The sequence below is a fragment of the Streptomyces sp. Ag109_G2-15 genome, from assembly GCF_900215565.1.
Lineage (GTDB): Bacteria > Actinomycetota > Actinomycetes > Streptomycetales > Streptomycetaceae > Streptomyces > Streptomyces diastatochromogenes.
In genome coordinates this window covers 5,472,837-5,494,469 of the sequence record NZ_OCNI01000001.1, presented here as the reverse complement: position 1 = coordinate 5,494,469, position 21,633 = coordinate 5,472,837, and the positions used below count along the sequence as shown (strand labels likewise).

18 protein-coding genes and 1 tRNA gene are annotated in these 21,633 nt (G+C 71.6%); 10 read left to right on the top strand and 9 right to left on the bottom strand.

Annotation, left to right across the window (positions count from 1 at the left end):
* Positions 1-29: 29 nt before the first annotated feature.
* From CRP49_RS24680 to CRP49_RS24665, 4 genes are read left to right on the top strand one after another with little or no spacing between them, the layout of a single operon-like run.
* Positions 30-1,400, top strand: a complete 1,371-nt coding sequence (locus tag CRP49_RS24680; protein ID WP_097255357.1) for a sugar ABC transporter substrate-binding protein — start codon at positions 30-32, stop codon at positions 1,398-1,400.
* Entirely contained in the window at positions 1,397-2,335 is a 939-nt protein-coding gene (locus CRP49_RS24675; protein ID WP_097255356.1) for a carbohydrate ABC transporter permease, read from the top strand. The genes CRP49_RS24680 and CRP49_RS24675 overlap by 4 nt, the downstream gene beginning before the upstream one ends.
* Positions 2,332-3,171: a carbohydrate ABC transporter permease gene (locus tag CRP49_RS24670; protein WP_094214756.1), complete on the top strand. Its 840-nt coding sequence runs from the start codon at positions 2,332-2,334 to the stop codon at positions 3,169-3,171. The genes CRP49_RS24675 and CRP49_RS24670 overlap by 4 nt, the downstream gene beginning before the upstream one ends.
* A complete protein-coding gene (locus CRP49_RS24665; protein ID WP_097255355.1) occupies positions 3,168-4,157 on the top strand; it encodes a zinc-dependent alcohol dehydrogenase family protein in 990 nt (329 codons plus the stop codon). Before CRP49_RS24670 ends, CRP49_RS24665 begins: the two co-directional genes overlap by 4 nt.
* A 61-nt stretch (positions 4,158-4,218) precedes the next feature.
* Here the strand turns inward: CRP49_RS24665 and CRP49_RS24660 are convergent, their stop codons facing one another.
* A complete protein-coding gene (locus CRP49_RS24660) occupies positions 4,219-7,335 on the bottom strand; it encodes a CHAT domain-containing protein (RefSeq protein ID WP_097255354.1) in 3,117 nt (1,038 codons plus the stop codon).
* A gap of 9 nt (positions 7,336-7,344) precedes the next feature.
* Entirely contained in the window at positions 7,345-7,548 is a 204-nt protein-coding gene (locus tag CRP49_RS24655; RefSeq protein ID WP_097255353.1) for a hypothetical protein, read from the bottom strand.
* Positions 7,549-7,734: 186 nt separating this feature from the next.
* Between CRP49_RS24655 and CRP49_RS24650 the strand changes: the two genes are divergently transcribed.
* The 3 genes from CRP49_RS24650 to CRP49_RS24640 are packed head-to-tail and all read left to right on the top strand — an operon-like array spanning position 7,735 to position 10,874.
* Positions 7,735-8,517, top strand: coding sequence for a DUF6338 family protein (locus CRP49_RS24650; protein ID WP_097255352.1), 783 nt, complete (start codon positions 7,735-7,737; stop codon positions 8,515-8,517).
* The gene (locus tag CRP49_RS24645; RefSeq protein WP_097255351.1) at positions 8,507-9,673 is read left to right on the top strand and encodes a KamA family radical SAM protein; all 1,167 of its coding nucleotides are present in this window, start codon (positions 8,507-8,509) and stop codon (positions 9,671-9,673) included. Before CRP49_RS24650 ends, CRP49_RS24645 begins: the two co-directional genes overlap by 11 nt.
* A gap of 34 nt (positions 9,674-9,707) precedes the next feature.
* On the top strand, positions 9,708-10,874 hold the full coding sequence (locus CRP49_RS24640) for a TerD family protein (protein ID WP_097255350.1): 1,167 nt from the start codon (positions 9,708-9,710) through the stop codon (positions 10,872-10,874).
* Between the two features lie 88 nt (positions 10,875-10,962).
* Here CRP49_RS24640 and CRP49_RS24635 read toward each other — a convergent pair whose 3' ends face one another.
* Positions 10,963-11,757, bottom strand: coding sequence for a CPBP family intramembrane glutamic endopeptidase (locus CRP49_RS24635; RefSeq protein ID WP_257033480.1), 795 nt, complete (start codon positions 11,755-11,757; stop codon positions 10,963-10,965).
* A gap of 284 nt (positions 11,758-12,041) precedes the next feature.
* Here CRP49_RS24635 and CRP49_RS24630 point away from each other — a divergent pair, with 284 nt between their 5' ends.
* Both CRP49_RS24630 and CRP49_RS24625 read left to right on the top strand, forming a co-directional pair.
* The gene (locus CRP49_RS24630) at positions 12,042-13,277 is read left to right on the top strand and encodes a sensor histidine kinase (protein WP_257033479.1); all 1,236 of its coding nucleotides are present in this window, start codon (positions 12,042-12,044) and stop codon (positions 13,275-13,277) included.
* Entirely contained in the window at positions 13,274-14,065 is a 792-nt protein-coding gene (locus tag CRP49_RS24625; RefSeq protein ID WP_097255348.1) for a response regulator transcription factor, read from the top strand. Before CRP49_RS24630 ends, CRP49_RS24625 begins: the two co-directional genes overlap by 4 nt.
* On the opposite strand, the gene CRP49_RS24620 is transcribed toward CRP49_RS24625, so the two are convergent.
* The gene (locus CRP49_RS24620; RefSeq protein ID WP_097255347.1) at positions 14,023-14,595 is read right to left on the bottom strand and encodes a TetR/AcrR family transcriptional regulator; all 573 of its coding nucleotides are present in this window, start codon (positions 14,593-14,595) and stop codon (positions 14,023-14,025) included. The two genes, CRP49_RS24625 and CRP49_RS24620, sit on opposite strands and share 43 nt — an antisense overlap.
* A gap of 153 nt (positions 14,596-14,748) precedes the next feature.
* Between CRP49_RS24620 and CRP49_RS24615 the strand changes: the two genes are divergently transcribed.
* Positions 14,749-16,203, top strand: coding sequence for an MFS transporter (locus tag CRP49_RS24615; RefSeq protein WP_097255346.1), 1,455 nt, complete (start codon positions 14,749-14,751; stop codon positions 16,201-16,203).
* Here the strand turns inward: CRP49_RS24615 and CRP49_RS24610 are convergent.
* The 5 genes from CRP49_RS24610 to CRP49_RS24595 form a co-directional block, all read right to left on the bottom strand.
* Positions 16,200-17,207 (bottom strand): 1-aminocyclopropane-1-carboxylate deaminase, encoded by a 1,008-nt coding sequence (locus CRP49_RS24610; RefSeq protein WP_097255345.1) that lies wholly within the window; start codon positions 17,205-17,207, stop codon positions 16,200-16,202. The two genes, CRP49_RS24615 and CRP49_RS24610, sit on opposite strands and share 4 nt — an antisense overlap.
* Before the next feature lie 12 nt (positions 17,208-17,219).
* Positions 17,220-17,867, bottom strand: coding sequence for a GntR family transcriptional regulator (locus CRP49_RS24605; protein ID WP_097255344.1), 648 nt, complete (start codon positions 17,865-17,867; stop codon positions 17,220-17,222).
* 126 nt (positions 17,868-17,993) lie between these two features.
* On the bottom strand, positions 17,994-19,577 hold the full coding sequence (locus tag CRP49_RS24600) for a TROVE domain-containing protein (RefSeq protein WP_097255343.1): 1,584 nt from the start codon (positions 19,575-19,577) through the stop codon (positions 17,994-17,996).
* 367 nt (positions 19,578-19,944) lie between these two features.
* Positions 19,945-20,014: transfer RNA gene (locus CRP49_RS46960), tRNA-Lys, on the bottom strand.
* Between the two features lie 59 nt (positions 20,015-20,073).
* Positions 20,074-21,525: an alkaline phosphatase PhoX gene (locus CRP49_RS24595; protein ID WP_097255342.1), complete on the bottom strand. Its 1,452-nt coding sequence runs from the start codon at positions 21,523-21,525 to the stop codon at positions 20,074-20,076.
* Positions 21,526-21,633: the final 108 nt, after the last annotated feature.

Below are 21,633 nucleotides of genomic sequence, written 5' to 3'. Positions count from 1 at the left end.
TTATATCCCTATAAATCCAGGAGCGATCCATGCGAACCCAGAGCCGATGGAGGCCGCGAGCCACGCTCGCCATGGCCGCCGCAGGGACGCTGCTCGCCCCGCTGCTCTCCGGCTGCTGGGTCGGTGCGGGCGGGTCCGGTTCAGGCGGCGACTCCCTCAACGTCCTGATGGTCAACAACCCTCAGATGACGGAGTTGCAGAAGCTCACCGCCGCGCACTTCACGAAGGAGACCGGCATCAAGGTCAACTTCACCGTCCTGCCCGAGAACGACGTCCGCGACAAGATCAGCCAGGACTTCGCCAACCAGGCCGGTCAGTACGACGTGGCCACGCTCTCCAACTACGAGATCCCGATCTACGCCCGCAACGGCTGGCTGCACGAGATGGACTCGTACACCGCCAAGGACCCGGCCTACGACGAGCAGGACGTCCTGAAGCCCATGCGCCAGTCCCTCACCGGCAACGACGGCAAGCTCTACGGCCAGCCCTTCTACGGCGAGTCGTCCTTCCTGATGTACCGCAAGGACGTGTTCGCCGCGAAGGGCCTGACGATGCCCGCGCACCCCACCTGGCAGCAGGTCGCCGACCTCGCCGCGAAGGCGGACGGCGCACAGCCCGGCATGAAGGGCATCTGCCTGCGCGGGCTGCCCGGCTGGGGCGAGGTGATGGCACCGCTCACCACCGTGGTGAACACCTTCGGCGGCACCTGGTTCGACAAGGACTGGAAGGCCCGGCTGAACTCCCCCGAGTTCGAGAAGGCGACAAAGTTCTATGTCGATCTCGTCCGCAGCCACGGTGAGTCGGGCGCGGCCCAGTCCGGCTTCGCCGAGTGCCTCAACGACATGACCCAGGGCAAGGTCGCCATGTGGTACGACGCCACGTCCGCGGCCGGTCTGCTGGAGGCGGCCGACTCGCCGGTCAAGGGCAAGCTCGGCTACGCCCCGGCCCCCGTCGAGAAGACGGACTCCTCCGGCTGGCTCTACACCTGGGCCTGGGGCATCCAGAAGGCCTCCCGCAACCCCGACAAGGCCTGGAAGTTCGTCTCCTGGGCGTCGAGCAAGGGCTATGAGCAACTGGTCGGCGAGACCAGCGGCTGGCCGAACGTCCCGGCGGGCAAGCGGGCGTCGACCTACGCGAACGCCGACTACCGCAAGTCGGCGGCCGCCTTCCAGGAGATGACCAAGGAGGCCATCGAGAGCGCCCGCCCGGGCGACCCCGGCGTCCAGCCGCGCCCCGCGCCCGGCATCCAGTTCGTCGGCATCCCCGAGTTCACCGACCTCGGCACCAAGGTCTCCCAGGAGATCAGCGCGGCCATCGCCGGACGCCAGTCCGTCGCATCGGCCCTCGACAAGTCCCAGCAGCTCGCCGAGAAGATCTCCAAGGAGTACGAGGGACGATGACAGCGACGACGACGGCCCCCCTCGCGACCACCCCCGTGAGAACCGTGAAACAACCCTCCGCCCGGCTGCGCGCCTGGGCCGCCCGTGGCCCGCTCCTGCCGGCCCTGGTCTTCATGATCGTGGTGACCCAGCTGCCGTTCGTGGCCACGCTGGTGATCTCCTTCTTCGACTGGAACTCGCTCTACCCGAAGGCCCGCCGTTTCACCGGCGTCGACAACTACCGCCAGGTGCTGACCGACACGGACCTGCGCCACTCGGTGTGGACGACCGTGCTGCTCACGGTGGCGGTGGTGCTGGCCAGCCTGGTCCTCGGTCTTGCGCTGGCCCTGCTGCTGGACCGTAGGTTCCGCGGCCGGGGTGTCGTACGCACCCTGCTCATCGCGCCGTTCCTGGTGGTGCCCGTGGCCGCGGCCCTGCTCTGGAAGCATGTGCTCTACAACCCCGAATACGGCCTGTTCAATGGGTTGTTGCACTATGCGGGCGGACCACAGCCGGACTGGATCTCCCACACCCCGCTGCTCGCCGTCGAGGCCTCGCTGGTGTGGCAGTGGACGCCGTTCATGATGCTGATCCTGCTGGCCGGACTGCAGAGCCGGGACCAGCAGCAGATCGAGGCCGCTCGGGTCGACGGCGCGAGCGACTGGCAGATCTTCCGCCATCTCACCCTGCCCCACCTGCGCCGCTATCTCGAACTCGGCGCCCTGCTGGGCTCGATCTACATCGTGCAGAACTTCGACGCGGTGTTCACGATCACCTCCGGCGGCCTCGGCACCGCCAACCTGCCCTACACCGTCTACCAGACCTTCTACCAGGCCCACGAGAACGGCCTCGCCTCGGCCGCGGGCGTCCTGGTGGTCATCGGCTCGATCATCATCACGACCTTCGCCCTGCGCGTGGTGTCGTCCCTGTTCCGCGAGGAGGCGTCCCGCGCATGAGCACAACGATCCTGCGGCACCGCCGGGGCCTCGGCCTGGGCCTGGTGGCCTGGCTGGCCGGCATCCTGTTCTTCCTGCCCATCGCGTGGATGGCCCTGACCTCCTTCCACTCCGAGGCGGACGCGGCGACCAACCCGCCCTCCTTCGCCGCCTCCCTCACCCTCGACGGCTACCGCGAGTTCTTCGGCACGGGCGGCGGGGCGAGTCCGTGGCCCGCGCTGATCAACTCCACGGTCGCCTCGCTGGTCTCGACGCTGTGCGTGCTGCTCCTCGCCCTCCCGGCGGCGTACGCGCTCTCGATCCGGCCGGTCAAGAAGTGGACCGACGTCCTGTTCTTCTTCCTGTCCACGAAGATGCTGCCGGCGGTGGCGGGCCTGCTGCCGGTGTACCTCTTCGCGAAGAACGCCGGGATGCTCGACAACATCTGGCTGCTGGTCATCCTCTACACCTCCATGAACCTGCCGATCGCGGTGTGGATGATGCAGTCCTTCCTCGCCGAGGTGCCGGTCGCGGTGATCGAGGCGGCGCAGATCGACGGCGCCCGCCTCCCGACGATCCTCGCGCGCGTGGTGGCCCCCATCGCCCTGCCCGGCATCGCCGCCACCGCCCTGATCTGCTTCATCTTCAGCTGGAACGAACTGCTCTTCGCCCGAGTCCTGACGGGCGTGGTCGCCGAGACCGCCCCCGTCTTCCTGACCGGCTTCATCACCAGCCAGGGCCTGTTCCTGGCCAAGGTGTGCGCCGCGTCGCTCGTCATCTCCCTGCCGGTGCTCGCCGCGGGGTTCGCCGCCCAGGACAAGCTGGTCCAGGGCCTCTCGTTGGGAGCCGTGAAATGAAGGCCGCCGTCATCGAGTCCGTGGGCCGCGCCGTCGTCACCGAGGTCCCGGACCCGACGCCAGGGCCCCGCGAGGTCGTCGTCGAGGTCGCCGCCTGCGGCCTGTGCGGCACCGATCTGCACATCCTCCAGGGCGAGTTCGCGCCCAAGCTGCCGATCGTCCCCGGACACGAGTTCGCGGGCGAGGTGGTCGGGGTCGGCACCCAGGTCACGGAGGTCGCGGTCGGCGACCGGGTGGCCGTGGACCCCTCCCTGTACTGCTACGAGTGCCGCTACTGCCGTACCGGCCACAACAACCTGTGCGAGCGGTGGGCCGCGATCGGCGTGACGACGGCGGGCGGCGCGGCCCAGTACGCCGTGGCCCCCGTGGCGAACTGCGTGAAGCTGCCCGAGCACGTGCGCACCCAGGACGCGGCCCTGGTGGAGCCCCTGTCCTGCGCGGTACGCGGCTACGACGTCCTGCGCTCCCGCCTCGGCGCGCACGTCCTCATCTACGGCTCCGGGACCATGGGGCTGATGATGCTGGAGCTGGCCAAGCGCACGGGCGCGTCCAGCGTGGACGTGGTCGACGTGAACCCGGCCCGCCTGGAGACGGCCCGCCGCCTCGGTGTCTCGGCGTCCGCCGCGAACGCCGACGAACTGGACCGCCCGCAGGGCTGGGACGTGGTGGTCGACGCGACCGGCAACGCGGCGGCGATCCAGGACGGCCTGGACCGGGTGGCGAAGGCGGGCACGTTCCTGCAGTTCGGGGTGGCCGACTACGCGACCCGGGTGACGATCGACCCGTACCGCATCTACAACCAGGAGATCACCATCACCGGTTCGATGGCGGTGCTGCACAGCTTCGAGCGGGCGGCCGAGCTGTTCGCGAACGGAGTCCTGGACCCCGAGGTGTTCATCAGCGACCGGATCCCGCTGGAGCGCTACCCCCAGGCGCTGGAGCAGTTCGCGGCGGGCGTGGGGCGGAAGATCGTGGTGGTGCCGTAGGAGGCCGCGTCGCAGGTGAGCGGAGGCCGCCGCGGCGAAGTCGGCGGCCTCTGCCTTCCGCTCAGCCGCCGAAGTGGATCAGCGTCGCCCAGCGGCTGGGGCGGTCGGGCCAGCCGCCCGAGGTCCACTCCGCCAGCTGGTTCAGGATCCTGGCGGGCTCCACGGCCTCGCCCCGGCCGAGCCGCCGGGCCAGCGCCTGGTGGAACCGGCCCGCGAGAAACGCCGCCGCCGCGTCGTCGACCGGCCACAGCGTCCCGACCGCGTGCGTGAATCCGGCCAGCACCAGGCCGGCGCAGAGCGTGATGGCCTCGTCCGTGAGGACTCTGCCGCCACGGGCCGTGTCGCAGGCCGACAGGTATGCGAGGAAGGCGTGACCCTCCAGGTCCTGGACCGACAGCTCGGCCACGGACAACGTGCCGTCGGCGAGCACCAGGCCACTGCGGGAAGGGTCTTCGGGCACGTTGAGGGCATGGCAGGCGAAGTGCGCGACCGCGGCGCGGGACAGCGCCGAGGCCACCGCGGTGTGCGTCGCGTCGGCCCCGACGAGCGGAACCGAGCCGGGATAGCAGCCGGCCACCGCCTCCGCCTCGGCTCGTACGCCCGGCAGGTCCGCGTGTCCCCGCGTCACCGGCATCGCCACCACGGACGCCGACTGGGCGGGCGCCGCCGGCATCGCGGGTTTCCGCAGCGCGGCGAGGGTGGGGGTGTAGGAGGAGACGACGCATTCCAACGCGCACAATTTTGTGGTGGCACCGTCGGCGGGCCGAAGCGCGGCATGCAGCGGAAGCAGCGTCAACGCGCCGGTCGGTGACCACCACAGGCGCGGGCGTGACACCGCCGGCGAACGGTGATCCCACCCGAGCGCGGCCAGGACGGGCGCGACGACGGCGTCCCAGGTCCAGGCCAGGACGGACACCACGGCCCGCTCGGTCTGCTCCTCGCCTCCCGCGTCGGCCCCGGTGGGACCACGCCGGTCCAGCGCGCCGTACAGGGCACGGACCTGCGCCGCCACGGTGTCCGGCGTCACCAACGGCAGGGGCACCACGAGCGGTTCGCCGCCGTCACGGGCACCCACGATGATCGCGTCGCTGCGGTAGCTGCTCAGGTTCAGCACCACCACGGTCCGAGTCGACGTATCCGTCGCATGGGACGCCCCCGTTGCCGGGAAGTCCTCAAGACCGGGCAGGGTCCTGATGTGCTCGATCAGGGCCCGAAGCTCCTCGGCGGCTGCGATGCGGTGCGCCGTGTCCCCTACGGCGCGGGCCATCTGCTGCGAACCGTCGTCCTGATCGAGGGTCTTGCGCAGGGCCACGTACGTGTCGACCAGGTCGGGCGCCTTCTCGCGCAGCTCCTCGACCGCGGCTGCCCGGACCATCGCATGGCGCAGCAGCACGCCCCGCCCCGATTCCAGCAGATCCAGCGCGAGTTCGGCCTGCCCGGCGTGGAGAGCGGCCGCGGCCCCGTTCCGCAGCGCGTCGCCCAGCCTGATCAGTTGGAGCTCGCGGTCACGGCGCCGCACCAACTCGCCGCTGGCCAGCGGGATCAGCCCGACCAGGCGGACGCAGCCCTGCGCCGCCGACTCCCAGGCGCCTGCCGCCGCGGCGGTTTCGACCCAGCTGTACGCGGAGTTCCACCGCACCCACAGGGGTGAGGACTCGTACTCGGCCGAGCCGCGGAGGGCTTCAAGAGCGGCGTCCAGATCCGTGGTGTCGTGGTGCCGCTCGAACCGGAGGGCGTGGACCCGGCCCAGATGGTTGAGCCGGTGCCCCAGCTCGGGGCTGTCCTCGGGAGTCGTCCCGACCGACTCGGTGGCCAGGGCGATCAGTTCGTCGATCTCGGCCGCCGGCAGAACGGTGCCGTGGTCGGCCGGCGCCCACAGCGAGGCCACCAGGTTGGCCAGCACGCGCGGCCGTATCGCGTCGCCGGGTCCGATCAGGGCCAACGCGCGCCGCAGCACGGCTGCGGACTCCCGGGCGTCCGAACCATCGCCATAGGGCATGGAATGCAGGGCGATACCGAAGTCGTTGAGTGCCGGGGCCAGCCGCGGGTTGTTCGGTGGGATCTTGGCCAGGAGATCCCGGAACATATCGACGGAGTCCTTCCCTGCCTTGGGATTGTGGGAGTAAGCCCACCAGCTGTGGATCGTGGTGGCCAGCGACCAGCGGATCTCGAACGTCTTCTCGTCGGGCCAGCCGCGCTCCTCGGCCTCACGCAACGCCTGCTCGTGCACACCCATCGCTTCGGAGATCGATCCCCCGTCCGAGGCCAGCACTCCGCGATCGCGCAGCACCGCACCGAGGTTCCAGATCCATCCCGGCCGGATCGAGGGGTCCAGGGCGGGGTGGGCGATGACGCGGGGCAGCCGCTCCAGCGCCTCGTCGAGCGCCGTGACGTCCATGTTCCGGCCGTAGGTCCACAGCCCGGCGCAGAGATCACCCTCGATGTTGGGGTGGGCCGGCGAGTCCTCGCCCACCAGGTCCAGGGCGGCGCGGCGCACCTGGATGGCGCGCAGGATCGTGTCCTGGTCGAGGGTCAAGTCGTAGAGGGTGTCCAGGCGACTGCCGAGCTGGGCCAGGTGCAGTCCGCAGGCCCACTCGTGCAGGGCGACCGACAGCGCGGCCGTCCGCAGATCGTGATCGGTTCTGGCGATCCGGCCCAACTCGGCACCGAACTCCTCCGCCGCGCGCAGATGGGCGGGGTCGGTGCCGTCGGACTCCAGCAGCTTGGCCACGGCCCGCACCAGCAGTGAGGGGTCACCCTGGGCGGCGTGGGCATTGATCAGTTCCTGGACCTGGCCCAGCAGTGCGTCGTCGGCCTGGTCCGGCATCAGCGGGGAGCCGCCCGGCCCCATGATCCGTCCGGTGCTCATGTCGTAGACGACGGTGCTGTCGTCGTCCGGGTCGACGTCGTCGTCCCACCCCGGAGACACCACCTCGAGCAGTCGTCGCCACACTTCCAGCGCCGCGGTGCCGGCCGGGCCGTCGTCGAAAGCCCTGTTGTAGTAGTAGCGCAGCACTTCGGTCCGCTCTTCCGACTCCCGGCGCAGGTCCGTCACCGCCATCAACCGCCGCGCGGCGGTCTCCGCCTCGTCGCTGAGCAGGCCGAACCGGGCCAATGCCGTCCGCAGATCGGCCAGGGCCTGCTCGATCGGGCCCCGTTCCTCCCCCTTGCCCCCCATCGGACCCCCTCAGCCCGTCGACGCGGAGTCGGGCGGCTGCGCAGGTGGCGCCGGGGGCGCCGACGGCAGCGGAATGCCGACTGCGAACTCTGGTAACAGGTCGTCGTCGACGGTGGCGTGGCCGCCGCGCAGGCCATTTTCAGGCAGCTCGGGGACGTCCCCTTCGAAGTCGGATGGATCGGAACTCAAGCCGTCGTCGGCTTCGTCGGCCATGGACAAACCTCCGCACCTGAAGGCCCGGTGACAGTCTCCACACGGAGCCACTACCGTGGGTGCCAAGGCTTGTACCCACCGCCACGGCCATCGACACCGGCCCGGAAAGCGGCCCCGGCCCCGTCACACCGATCCTGATTTCGGCACCTCGTCCACGCCCGGTCGACCAAGCTCCGAGAGGATGCGATGCCGACGAACCTGACCGGCCTGGTCCTGTTCCTCACGTTGCTCGCCCCCGGATTCGTGTACCAGCACCGCCATGCCCGTGACGTGCCGGCCTACGAGCGCTCGGCCCTGGCCGAGACCGCCGGAATCGTGCTGGTGAGCGTCCTGGCGGACTGGGTGGTCGGCGTCGCGTTCCTGCTGTTCGCGCACCTCGCGCCGCACGCCGTCCCGGATCTGAGGGCGCTGCGTGGCGATCCCGGCTACCTGACGAGGAACGCGCTGTCCGTGGCGCTGTGGGGGGCCGGGCTCCTGGGGCTCGCGACCGTGCTGGGGTACGGACTTGCCGCGGTCCGACGGGTCGACAACCGCGCCGAGCGGCCGGGGTGGTGGTGGGCGTTCCAGGCGTACCCCGCCCGGCACCGTATCCACGACTACGTCGACTCGAGGATCTATGTCGGCTGCCAGCTGCGGGACGGTTCGCATGTGGCCGGGACACTGCTCAGCCACAGCCGGCTGTCGGCCGAGACCGGGGACCGTGATCTGCTGCTGCGCGGCGAGGTCAGGCTGAGAGCCGGCGGCGCGACCGAGGAGACGGCACTTCCCGACGCGCACGTGATGATCGTGAGCGCTCGGGACATCGTGTGGATGACGGTGACGTACAGCCGGGGCACGGTCCTGAAGAACGGGGTTCCGCCACCGGCGTCGCCGTCCGGGCCCGGCTCCACGACGGCGCCGGGACAGGCCCGGGCGGCCACGCTCACCGCAGGCGGCGACGGAGAAGGGGGCGTAGGCGATGGCGCGTGACCACCGTACGACCGCGGTGATCAGGGACCTGTCCCGGGTCGAGGGGCTGCCGCCGGGCGAGGCCCATGCGCGCGCGGCGGTCGTGCGCGAATTCGAGTTCCGCATCACCCCCTACTACGCCGGCCTCATCGACTGGAGCGACCCGCGCGACCCGCTGCGGCTGATCGTCATGCCGGAGGTCGAGGAACTGTCCGACACCCTGGACTTCGACCCGAGCGACGAGGCCGCCAACACCCGGGTGCGCGGCCTGCAGCACAAGTACCCGCCCACGGCCCTGCTGCTGCTCACCGACGTCTGCGCGACCTACTGCCGCTTCTGCTTCCGCAAGCGTTTCACCCTCGGTACCGACCCCGCGCACCATGTGCGTCCGGAAGGCGAACTGGACAGCGCCGAACGCGAGACGACCTTCGACATCAGCGAAGGCGTGGCCTACATCCGTGCCCATCCGGAGATCGACAACGTCCTCCTCACCGGCGGCGATCCCCTGATGCTCTCGCCCTCCCGGCTGGCCTCGGCGCTGGCCGAGGTCCGGTCCGTGCCGCACGTCGACGTCATCCGTGTCGGCACCAAGGTCCCCGCCTTCGACCCCGCGCGGATCACTCCGGCCCTGGCCGACACCCTCGCCTCGGCCTCCCGCCCCGATGCCCGCACCCATGTGATGTGCCACTTCACCCACAGCCGGGAGCTGACCCCACAAGCCCTGGCCGCCACGACCCGGCTGCAGGACGCGGGCCTCGTCCTGACCAACCAGTCCCCGCTCCTGCGCGGCGTCAACGACGACCCCGACGAACTCGCCCGTCTGCACCGCCGCCTGGCCTCGACCGGGATAGCGCCCTACTACGTGTTCCTGTGCCGTCCGACCCGCGGCAACGAGCGCTACGCCGTGCCGCTCGCGGAGGCCGTGGACCTCATCACGGCCACCCGCGCGCGGCTCAACGGTCTGGCCAAGCGGTTCCGCTTCGTCGCCTCGCACGCCACCGGAAAGATCGAGATCCTCGGCCGCCATGCCCACGACCTCGTCTTCCGCTATCACGAAGCCCGTGACCCCGCCGATCAGGACCGGCTCCTGACCTGGCCCGCCGAGCGGCCTGTGACCTGGTTGGACGAGGTCGTCGCCGCGAACGGAGCAGCCGTTCCCCGAGTAAGGGAACGGTAAAGCGCCCCCGCTCGTTACCCCAGGCATGACAGCTATGACCCCAGGCTCGAACATCCCTCTGTCGGCCGCCCGTGTGACGGTGGACGTCTCCGCACCGGTGCGGCTCGACGTGTCGGGCCTGCTGCTCACCGCCGACGGCAAGGTGCGCTCCGACGACGACTTCATCTTCTACAACCAGCCCGCCGGGCCGGGCGTGACGTACACGTCCGGCGGCGGCGCGGCGCCCGACGCGGTCACGGTCGACACCGCCGCGGTGCCGCCGGACATCGAGAAGATCGTGGTCACGGCCAGCCCGGACGCGGCCGGCCAGACCTTCCAGGGCATCGAGCCGACGGCCACGATCCGGGACGCGGACGGCGGCTCGGTCCTGGCCACGTTCACCCCGCCGCAGCTCGGCACGGAGACGGCGCTGGTGGTCGTGGAGATCTACCGGCGAGGCGACCAGTGGAAGGCCCGCGCCGTCGGCCAGGGGTACGCCAACGGACTCGCCGGCATCGCGACGGACTTCGGCGTGACGGTGGAGGAGCCCGCCGCCGCACCGGCGGCCCCGCCGACGCCCGCCGCGCAGGCGCCGGTCGTACCGCCCGCCCCGGCCGCTCCGCCCGCCCCGGTGCCCGGCGCCGGGAAGATCAACCTGGACAAGGGCCGGGTCAGCCTCCAGAAGAACCAGACCGTGTCCCTGGTCAAGGGCGGCCGCCCGCTGCTCTCCGTGGTGCAGATGGGCCTCGGCTGGGAGCCCGCGTTCCGCGGCAAGGACATCGACCTGGACGCCTCGGTCATCGCCTACGGCCCGCAGCGCAACGCCATCGACAGCTGCTACTTCGGCAAGCTGACGATCCTGAACGGCGCGATCAGACACTCGGGTGACAACCTCACCGGCGAGGGCGGGGGCGACGACGAGGTGATCACGGTCGACCTCGGCCGCCTCCCCCAGGAGGTCACCGGCCTGGTCTTCACGGTCAACTCCTTCTCCGGCCAGAAGTTCACGGAGGTCGCCAAGGCCTACTGCCGCCTGGTGGACGCGGCCACGGGAGAGGAGCTGGTCCGGTTCGACCTCACCAACGCCGAGCCGCAGACGGGCGTGATGATGGCCAAGCTCGTCCGGCAGTTCTCCGGCGAGTGGGACATGACGGCGATGGGCGAGTTCGTGAAGGCGCGCACGGTACGGAACATGGTGGAGCCGGGGGCACGGGCGCTGTGACCGCACCGGTCGGAGCGGAGGGACGGCGGCTCCTCTCCCGCTCCGACCCGGCCGGCGGGCCACCCGGCGGGCACCGCCTCCGCAGGCGTCAGTTCCGCCGCCCACGCTCCCGTACGACGATCCACCAGCACACCGCGGCCAGCGGCACCGCAGACAGCGCCGTGAGCCACACCGGTCCGAGCCCGGCCCCGTCGTCCAACGCCTTCCCCAGCACGAGGAAGAGCACCATGTTGTTCCCGGCGTGCGCCAGGCTCGGCACCCAGATCGTGCCGCTGCGCGTGTAGAGCCACACGAGGATCACTTCCTGGAGCTGGAAGGAGAGCGTCCACACCAGCAGCCCCACCAGCACGTTCGAGAAGTCGACGTAGCCGATGAACGCCAGCGGGAAGTGCCACACCGCCCAGATGAGGCCCGTGACGACGGCCGAGGGCACGGGCGCGCCGCGGAACAGCCTGGGCCGCAGATAGCTCGTCCACCCGAACTCCTCACCGCAGTACACCGGGGTGAGGATCGCGGCGGCCGCCATCAGACCGAGCAGGGACAGGACTTGGTCGAGGCCGGGGAGGACACCGCCGGGGCCGGACAGGTCCGGGTGCCACAGACCCACGGCCGCCGCGAGGCCCAGGGTGCAGCCGGCTACGGCCGGCGGCCCGATCCAGGCCAGCAGGTAGTACCGCCAGGCCTCCCGCAGCCGGAGCCGCAGGCCGGCGTCGGCGAATCCCTCCCGGGTGACCCAGCGCCGCACCACCACGGCCGCGAGCGCCGGCATGGTGAAGGCCGGCAGCTGGAGCAGGGGGTGCAGCGCGGACAGCCCGAGGAGCCCTCTCGCGCACAGCAGCCACAGCCACGTACCCGCGAAGGAGAGCCCGAGAAAGACGCTCACACCTCTCCGCGTCGTCGCCCTGTCGGCTTCGTTCCGGACGGGATGCCGTGTCCCGGTCGTCGTCACCGGCATGTTCACCTCTCGGTCTCGGGTCGCTCAACCACCGCCGCCCGCCGGGCACTTGCACTCAGGAGCGGCGGGGACAACCGTCGCCCGTGACGCGCCGGAGCGCATCGCTGCGAGGAGTGAGGTGGTGGTCCCCTCTTCGCGGGAGCTGTCCGGGAGGCAGGTCTGGCTCTTTCGGGGGAGGTGCCCCGCACCACGTCGTCCGTAGGGTTCGGGACATGCGCACAGTGATCAGGACAGCCATGGTCCGGGCCTGGTGGCGGGGGTGGCTCTTCTCGCTGGCCGGCGCCCTGCTCGCTCTGCCGCCGCTCGCCGTGGCACTGGTGTCGGCACCGCCGGGACGGCCCGCAGCGCTGCGTGTCGCCGGGTTCGCCCTCGGGTTCGCCGTCGTGGTGGCGGTCATGGCCCTGCCCGGGGCGGCGAGACGCGGATGCGTACGCCTGGTCAACGGGCTTCTCGCCGCGGGCGTGCCGGCGCCCCTGGAGCCGGCGCGCTCGCCCTGGGCCGGGCGACTGCGCACCGCGGCCTGGCTCCTGCTGCACCTGACCGTCGGCCCGGCGGTCGCCTTCCTCACGCTGCTCTGGATGTTCGCGGGCGTCACGCTGCCCGCGGCATGGCTGGGCGACGGCGGTGACGTGGCCGTCCTGGTCGGCACCGTTCCCGCACCGCACGGCTGGCGGGGCGCGTGGACGCTGCCGGCCGGGGCCCTGTGCCTGGTGACGGCCGGTTGCCTCGCGGCCTGGGGTGCGGCGGCGCTGCGGCGGCCGGCCCGTCTCCTGCTCGGCCACGGTCCGGCCGAGCGCCTCGCCGACGCCGAGGAACGGATGAGGACGCTGGCGGTGCGCAACCGCCTCGCCCAGGACCTGCACGACTCGATCGGGCACACCCTGACGTCCTCCACCATCCAGGCGGCCGCGGCGCTGGAGCTGTGGGAGCAGGACCCGGAGGCGGCCCGACGTGCCGTCAGCACCATCGAGGAGACCTCGCGCGCGGCGATGGACGACCTCGACCACGTCGTCGGCATCCTGCGGGAGGAGCCGGGAACCGCGCGGCCGCAGGCCACCCTCGCGGACCTCGGCACGCTGGCCGGGCAGGTCCGGGCCGCGGGTGCCTCGCTCACCCTGGAGACGGAGGGCGACCTGGCCCGGGTGCCCGCCACGGTCTCCCGGGAGGCCTATCGCATCGTCCAGGAAGCGCTGACCAATGCGCTCAAGCACGGTACGGGGACCGGGATCCGCGTCCGTGCGGCCGTACGGGAGGGCCGTCTCCGGCTGGAGGTGACCAACCCCGCCGTCGCGCCGGCGGACCCGGGCGGCCTGCCGGGCCGGCGCGGGCACGGGCTGGCCGGGATCGAGGAACGGGTGGGACTGCTGCGCGGCGAGATGTCGGCCGGGCCGGCGCGGGACGGCCGCTGGCGCGTCGACGTCGACCTCCCGCTACGGTCGAGCCCATGACCCTCACCGATGCGTCCACGGCACAGGCGGCGGGCCCGGCACCGGACGGCGAACCGCCCGTGACCGTGGTCGTCGTCGACGACGAGGAGCTGACCCGGGCCGGTCTGCGCACCCTGCTCGACGCCCGACCGGGGATCGACGTGGTCGGCGAGGCGGCGGACGGCACCGAGGTGCTGCCCCTGGTGACACGGCTGCGGCCCGATGTGGTGCTGATGGACGTGCGCATGCCCCGGCTGAACGGCATCGAGGCGACGAGGCGGCTGCGCGCGGAGCTGTCGGACCCGCCGAAGGTCGTGGTCATCACGACCTTCGAGAACGACGAGTACGTCTGGGAGGCGCTGCTGGCCGGCGCGGCGGGCTTCATCCGCAAGCGTGCCCCCTCGGCGGAGATCGCCCAGGCGATCCGGTTGGTGGCCGGCGGGGACACCCTGCTGTTCCCGGACACGCTGCGCCGGCTCGCCGGCCGGCACTTCACGGCCGCGCCGGCCTGGCCGGGTCGCGCGGACCACAGGGCGGCGGCCCTGACCAACCGGGAGCGGGAGACCCTGCGGCTGATGGCCCGGGGCCTGTCCAACCAGCAGATCTCCGGGCGGCTGACGGTCAGCCTGGAGACGGTCAAGACGCATGTGGGGAACGTCCTGACCAAGCTGAACGCCAACAACCGCACGCACGCGGTGGTGGTCGCCTACGAGACGGGCGTCCTCGTACCGGGAGAGGTGACGGCGGACGACGGGCCGGCGCGTCCTTACCCGGCCGGCCGCAATCCCTCCGTCAGCAACGCCAGGTAGCGCCGGATCTCCCGCCCCTGCCCGTTCGCCAGCTCCGAGGCCGTGGCCACCCCGTGCGCCAGCCGCAGCAGCTCGATCGGCTCCAGGTCGGCGCGGAGCACCCCCTCCGCCCGGGCCGCCTCCACCAGCCGGGAAGCCGCGCCCTTGACCGTCGTACCGCAGGCCGTCAGCGCGGCCGAGCTGCCGTCGGTGACCGCCGAGCCCAGCAGGGACTTCATCCCGCGCACCTGGATCGTGGCGACGCACAGCTCGTTCAGCCACTCCATCAGCGCCTCGCCCGGCGGCAGTTCCCGGGCCAGCTCGTCGGCCCGGCTCCCCAGCGCCTCGATCCGGTCCACGTAGGCCGCCTCCAACAGCGCCTGCCGTGTGGGGAAGTGCCGGTAGAGGGTGCCCGAGCCGACGCCCGCCCGCTTGGCGATGTCGTCGAGTGACGCGTTCTCCCCATGCTCGGCGAAGGCCTCCGCCGCCACCTTCAGCAATCGCTCGTAGTTGCGCCGAGCGTCCGCGCGCATGGGCCTGACCTGCGTCATCCAGTTACTCCTTGCAAACCGGGGACTCTCTCCGTATTTTATCGAGCACTAAACGGAGACAGTCCCCGCTTATCGCCGTGTGCTCCGCGGGCAGCCCGTGCCGCTGCCCGTGTGTGCCGTCGCGCCCGGGGACGTCCAGACCGGGAGAACGCCATGTCTGCGCCGTCCAGCCCGTCCGCACCGTCCGCCACCGCCGACGCCGCCTCCGCGCCCTCGCCTCCCGCGCGCCTCGGCACCACCCTCCTCGTCATCGTCACCGCCTACCTGATGGTCGGCGTCGACTCCACCGTCGTCAACGTGGCACTGCCCGACATCGCACAGGGCCTGCACTTCAGCCGGACCGGCCTGTCCTGGGTGCTCAACGCCTACACGCTCGCCTTCGGCGGCCTGCTGCTGCTCGGCGGGCGGATCGGTGACATCGTCGGCCGCCGCCGCACACTCGCCGCCGGTGCCCTGCTGTTCGCCCTCTCCTCCCTGCTCGGCGGCCTCGCCACCGAGGGCGGCTGGCTGCTCGCGGCCCGCGCGCTCCAGGGACTCGGCGGCGCCCTGATCGCACCCAGCACCCTCGCCCTGATCACCACCAGCTTCCCCGAGGGACCCCGCCGCCACCACGCCCTGAGCGTCTACTCCTCCATGGCCGGCATCGGCGGCTCGGTCGGCCTGGTCCTCGGCGGCCTGCTCACCTCCTGGGCCTCCTGGCGCTGGGCCCTGCTCATCAACGTCCCCATCGGCCTCGCCCTCGTCCTCGCCCTGCCCCGCTTCGTCACCGAGACCCCGCGCCACGCGGGCCGCTTCGACCTCGCCGGCGCACTGACCGGGACGGCTGGGACGACCTCGCTGGTGTACGCGTTCATCCGGGTCTCGGAGACGGGCTGGAGCGACACCCGGGCCCTGCTCGGCTTCACCGCGGCGGCCGCGCTGCTGGCCGGCTTCGCACTGGTCGAGGCCCGGGCCGACCAGCCGGTCATGCCGCTCGGCCTGTTCTCCGACCGCAACCGGGCCGGCGGCTACGCGAGCATCCTGCTGCTGCCCGCGGGCATGTTCGGCGCCTTCTACTTCCTCACCCTGATCTGCCAGCAGGTCCTGGACTACAGCCCGTTGCGCGCGGGCTTCGCCTTCCTGCCGATGACCCTGGTGATGTTCACGACCGTACGGCTGGTGCCCCGCCTGCTGGCCCGGTTCGGCACCAAGCCGGTGCTGCTGACGGGGATGACGCTGGTCGCCGCGGGTGCCGGCCGGCTGTGGCGGCTGGGGCCCGGGGACGGCTACGCGGCCGGACTGCTCGGCCCGCTGCTGCTGTTGGGGCTGGGCGTGGGCCTGAGCTTCATGCCGCTCAACGCGACGATCCTGTCCGCCGTCGAACCCCGGGAGGCGGGCGCGGCCTCCGGCCTGCTGCAGACCCTGCAGTGGCTGGGCGGCACGGTGGGGCTGTCCGTCCTGGTCACGGTGTACGGCACGGCGACCCGGCACAGCACCGGATCGCCGGACGCCGTCCTCACCCATGGAGCGGCCCGCGCCTTCGGCGTCGGCGCGTTGATCGCCCTGGCCGCACTGGCGGTCGCGGCATCGGTGATCACCGGCCGGCGCGGGCCCGCCCGGAACGTCTAGAACAGGGCGCTGTAGGCGTTGAGCGCGGGCTGTCCGCCGAGGTGGGCGTAGAGCACGGTCGAGTCCGCGCCGATCTCGCCCCGCCCGACGAGGTCGACGAGCCCGGCCATGGACTTGCCCTCGTAGACGGGGTCGGTGATCATGCCCTCGGTCCGCGCGGCGAGCCGCATGGCGTCCAGGGTGGACTCGTCGGGGACGCCGTAGATCCCCGCGTGGTACCGCTCGTCCAGCTCGACGGTCAACTCGCCCTTCACTCCGATGAGTTGCCCGGTGGCATGGGCGATCCGGGCGATCTGCTCGCGGGTGCGGGCGGGCTCGGCCGAGGCGTCGATCCCGAGCACCCGGCGCGGCCGGCCACCCGCCTCCTCCAGCGCACCGAACCCGGCGACCATGCCCGCCTGGGTCGACCCGGTGACCGAGCACACGATCACCGTGTCGAAGAAGACGCCCAACTCCGCCTCCTGCTCGGCGACTTCATGGGCCCAGCGGGCGAAGCCGAGGCCGCCGAGCGGGTGGTCGGAGGCACCGGCCGGGATGGCGTACGGCTTCCCGCCCGACTCCTCCACGTCCCGCAGCGCCTGCTCCCAGCTCTCCTTGAACCCGATCCCGAACCCGGCCCGCACCAGCCGCACCTCGGCCCCGGCGAGCCGGCTGATCAGGATGTTGCCCACCTTGTCGTACACGGAGTCCGGCCACTCCACCCAACTCTCCTGCACCAGCACGCACTTGAGCCCGGCACGGGCGGCGACGGCGGCTACCTGGCGGGTGTGGTTGGACTGCACCCCGCCGATCGAGACGAGCGTGTCGCAGCCCTGCGCGAGCGCGTCGGCGACCAGGTACTCCAGCTTGCGGGTCTTGTTCCCGCCGTAGGCGATCCCGGAGTTGCAGTCCTCCCGCTTGGCCCACAGGGCGGCGCCGCCGAGGTGGGCGGTCAGGCGCTCCAGGGGGTGCACGGGCGAGGGGCCGAACAGCAGCGGATAGCGGGCGTGGGACGACAGGGACACGGGACCTCCAGGTCAGTCGGGGTCGGCCAGGTCTGCGAGGGTGCGCCAGATGTCGGCGGTGATCCGGACCGCGCCGTCCGTGTCACCGTCGGCGCAGGCCTCGATCAGCCGCTCGTGCAGCCCGGCCGAGCGGCACGAGCCGCCCTCGCCGAAGCGCTGCCTCTCCAGGCGGCGGATGAGCGGGGTGTAGCGGGCGACGGTCGCGGCGGCCGCGCGGTTGCCGCTCACCCGGACCAGGACGTCGTGCAGCTCGTCGTCGGCACGCAGGGCCTCGTCCACGTCACCCGTGTGCACGGCGGTGGCGAACCGGTCGTTGGCCGCGCGCATCTCCTCCAGGTCCGCGTCCCGCAGCCGGGGTACGGCGACCCGGGTCACCAGTTCGTGCATGGCGCCGACCACCGCCGCCGCGTCCCGTACGTCGGCGGCGACGAGCGGGGTGACCCGGGTGTAGCTCTGCGGCTTGCTCTCCAGCAGCCCCTCGTCCACGAGCCGGGCGAACGCCTCGCGCACGGGCGCCCGGGACAGTCCCAGCCGCTCGGCCAGGTCGGCGTCGCGGACCACCGCGCCGGGCTCGATCTCCCCGGCCACGATGGCGTCCCGGATGGCCGCGTAGGCGCGGTCCCGGAGCAGGGTGCGGGGCAGGGGTCGTAGCGTCTCCACGACCTGAAATGTTAGATATCAATGCCGGGGCAGGCAAGGGAGCAGACAGCGGACAAGGGAGGAGCAGACAAGGGTGTGGCCCGCACCCCCGTGGAAGTGCGGGCCACGATCAGGGCCTGCCGCAGGTCAGGCCACCCACGGCCAGTGGGAGTCACGAGCGGCCTCCAGCAGGGACACCATCCGGAAAGCCGAGTCCGACAGGCCGCCGAACGTGTGCCGGTTGCCCCTGCCCGACGGCCCGTGGCCCGCCCGGTAGCCCTCCAGGTTCCAGGTGTAGACCGGGATGCCGGACGGGATCTGGGCGGTCGGGTCGCCGTGCTGGTGCGGGGCGTACTGCTCGTCGGTGACGATCAGCACCCGGTCGTGCTTCCGGTAGTGCCGGCGTACGGCCTCGGTGGTGTCGGTGCCGCCCAGGTTGCCGAAGCGCTCCAGGATCCTCAGCACCGACTCGCCCTTGCGGAACTCCACCTTCGCGCTGGTCGAGCCGAACTCGACGAGGTCGGCGTCCGCCGCCCGCAGCGCGAGCGCGGTACCGAAGATCGCCGCCGCGTCGGCCCGGGTGAGCTGGGCGCGCTCGGACACCGGCGACCAGAACATCGAGCCCGACCGGTCGACCAGCACCAGCGTGCGGCCCGGCAGCGCGGGCACGTTGGCCAGCGAGTGGCCGAGCGCCTGCTCCAGCGGGTACGCCCAGCGCAGCGAGGGCGCGTGCCGGTAGGCGGCCAGGTAGCGGAAGGGGAACTGCCGCGAGCGTGCCACCTGCTCCGGGTCGCTGATCTTCGCCGCGACCCGGGCGGCGACCTCGTCCGAGACCCCGGCCTCGTCGAAGTTCCGCAGGTTGCGGACCAGCGCCATCGCGCCCATGGACGGGATCACGGCCTCCCAGGCCGCCTTGTCCATCGGGCCCTGCAGCCAGCCGGCCAGCGCCTCCCAGGTGACACCGGCCGCCGCGAGCCGCTCCACACCGCCGGGCGCGGTGACGACGGCCCGCCGCTGCTCGACGGGCAGCGCCATCAGCTCGCGGTGCGCGGTGAGCACCGGGCTGGACGCGGGCGGCACGGCGGTGTCCGGGTTGTGCCGCCGGTCGAGGGCGTACCGGAACAGCTCGCCCTGCCACGGCTTGTCCGGGTCGGGCGCCGCGTGCACCAGGTTGAGGATGTCGCCGTAGCGGTAGCCCTTGGACGCGGTGTCGTACTTGAGCAGCGACTTGGCGTGGTACAGCCGTCGTACGGCGTCGGCGACGCCGCGCTTGAGCGGCTTGGGGAGGGCGCGTCCGTACGTCGCCGTCCAGTAGGCGAGCAGCTCGCCGGGCTCGTCCGGGCGCTGGAGCACGGAGTCCACGACCTGCCGGTTGGACGGGCCCTGGGTCGCGCCCGCGGTCAGCCGGGCGTGCACGTACTCGGCGGCGCCCACGATCGAGGCCGTCCGCATGTTGCCCTCGCCGCGCAGCCAGCCGAGCAGGCCGGCCGTCCACTCCGGGTCGCTGACGGCGAGGTCGCGGACGAGGCGGGTGAACCGGTTGTCGCGGTCGGCGCCACTCTCGTAGAAGGTGTCCTTCGAGACGAAGTTGGAGACCGCGAGAAGGAAAAGCTCGGAGCGCGGATCGCGCTCCTGGCCCCGGCCGCCCTCGTAGGTCCGCAGGATGCGGCCCGTCGACGTCACCGCCGACTTCAGCTGCGCCTTGGCGGCACGCGTGTTGAATCGCGCCATGGTGAATTCCCCCGAATTCATTCGTGTTTCGGAGGGAGGCACAGCAAATGGAGGGTGTCCGAGATCAGGATCGGCGACGGACTTGTCCGGACGCTCTTCCCATTGAGCTACACCGACCCGAGGTCGACGACGGGAATCGAACCCGCACGCTTCCGGTCCCATGAAGTAACCGCTGCCTGCGCACCGGACACCCACCATGTGCTGCGCCTCCCGAGATCAATTCGGCGGCGGTCATGGGTTCTCTTTGCAAAAGAAGTAACCGCAGCCTGCGCACCGGGAGGTGCATGAAGTTTTCGGTGTCCAGAGATCGAGGTCGGCGGAACCGACGGTTGGTGCTCTGCCTCTGAGCTACACCGGCCCGTAGAGCCGGTGGCGGGATTCGAACCCGCGGCCTCCCCATTAAGAGTGGAAGTAGGTCCTGCCTTCGCACCTGGACGTGCATCACTCTAGGAGGGGAGCCGCGGGACGAGCGAGCGAATTAATTACCGCCCGGAGGTCAGTCGCACTTCTGCCGCTTCCAGGGGCCGGTGATGGCGAGCATGATGCCGGGCTCCTGGATGTTGGCGAACAGGGTCCGGCCGTCGGGCGAGAACGTGACGCCGGTGAACTCGCTGTACTCGGGCTTCTCCGCGGTGCCGATGTTCAGGTCGTTGCGGGCGATCGGGTAGGTGCGGCCGCTCTCCGTCGCGCCGAACAGGTGCTGGATCCCCTCGCCGTCCTCGGCGATGACCAGGCCGCCGTACGGGGAGACGGTGATGTTGTCCGGGCCGTCGAAGTTGCCGTTGTCGGCGGACGGGTCCGGGTTGACGCCGAGGAGGACCTTGAGGGTCAGGGTGCGGCGCTTGGGGTCGTAGAACCAGACGGCGCCGTCGTGCTGGACGGGGCTCTCGGTGCGGGCGAAGGAGGAGACGATGTAGGTGCCGCCGTCACCCCACCACATGCCCTCGAGCTTGCGGGCGCGGGTGACCTGGCCCTCGGTGAACTGCTTGCGGACGGAGGTCGTCCTCGCGTCGCGGTCCGGGACGTCCACCCAGTCGACGCCGTAGACGGTGCCGATCTTCGTCGCGCGGGAGAGGTCGTCGATGAACTTGCCGCCGGAGTCGAAGCACTTGAAGGCCTGCAGGACGCCCGCGTCGTCGGCGAGGGTGCGCAGCTTGCCGCGGCCGTGGCGGAAGCCCTCCGGAGGGGTCCAGCGGTAGAGCAGGCCGTTGGGGCCGGCCGCGTCCTCGGTGAGGTACAGGTGGCCGCGCTTGGGGTCGACGACGACGGCCTCGTGGGCGTAGCGGCCGAGCGCCTTGACGGGCTTGGGGTCGCGGTTGGCCCGGCGGTCCTCGGGGTCGACCTCGAAGACGTAGCCGTGGTCCTTGGTCATGCCGTTCTGGCCGGCCTTGTCCTCGGTCTCCTCGCAGGTCAGCCAGGTGCCCCACGGGGTGTTGCCGCCCGCGCAGTTGGTGGAGGTGCCGGCGATGCCGACCCACTCGGCGACATGGTCGCGGCGCACCTCGACCACCGTGCAGCCACCGGAGGCGGCGGGGTCGTAGACGAGGCCCTCGGTGAGCGGGACCGGGTACTTCCAGTTGGCGCGCGGGCCCTTCAGCTCGTGGTTGTTGACGAGGAGGGTGGCGCCGCGGGGGCCGTCGAAGGTGGAGGTTCCGTCGTGGTTGGACGGGGTGAACTCACCCGACTCCAGCTGGGTCTTGCCGCTGTAGGTGATGACCCGGTACGTGAAGCCCTCGGGCAGGGCGAGGATGCCGTCCGGGTCGGGGAGCAGCGGGCCGTAGCCGACGCCGTGGTGCCCGTGCGCCGACTCGCCGTCCGCGGTCTCGATGTCGTCCGTGGCGGCGAGGGCGTTCGGGGCGGTGGCGAGGGCGCCCACACTGCCCGCCAGTGCGACTCCGGCACCGGTGATCGCGGATTTTCTGGCGAAGTCCCTGCGGGTGAGCGACATGGTGTCTCCTGTGACGGTGGGCGTGCCGTGGTGGAGGGTGGCGGCCTCTCTGCGGCGCTCACGCTCCCGCCACCTTTTGAACGGCGGTTGAACACCGGGCTACTTCAG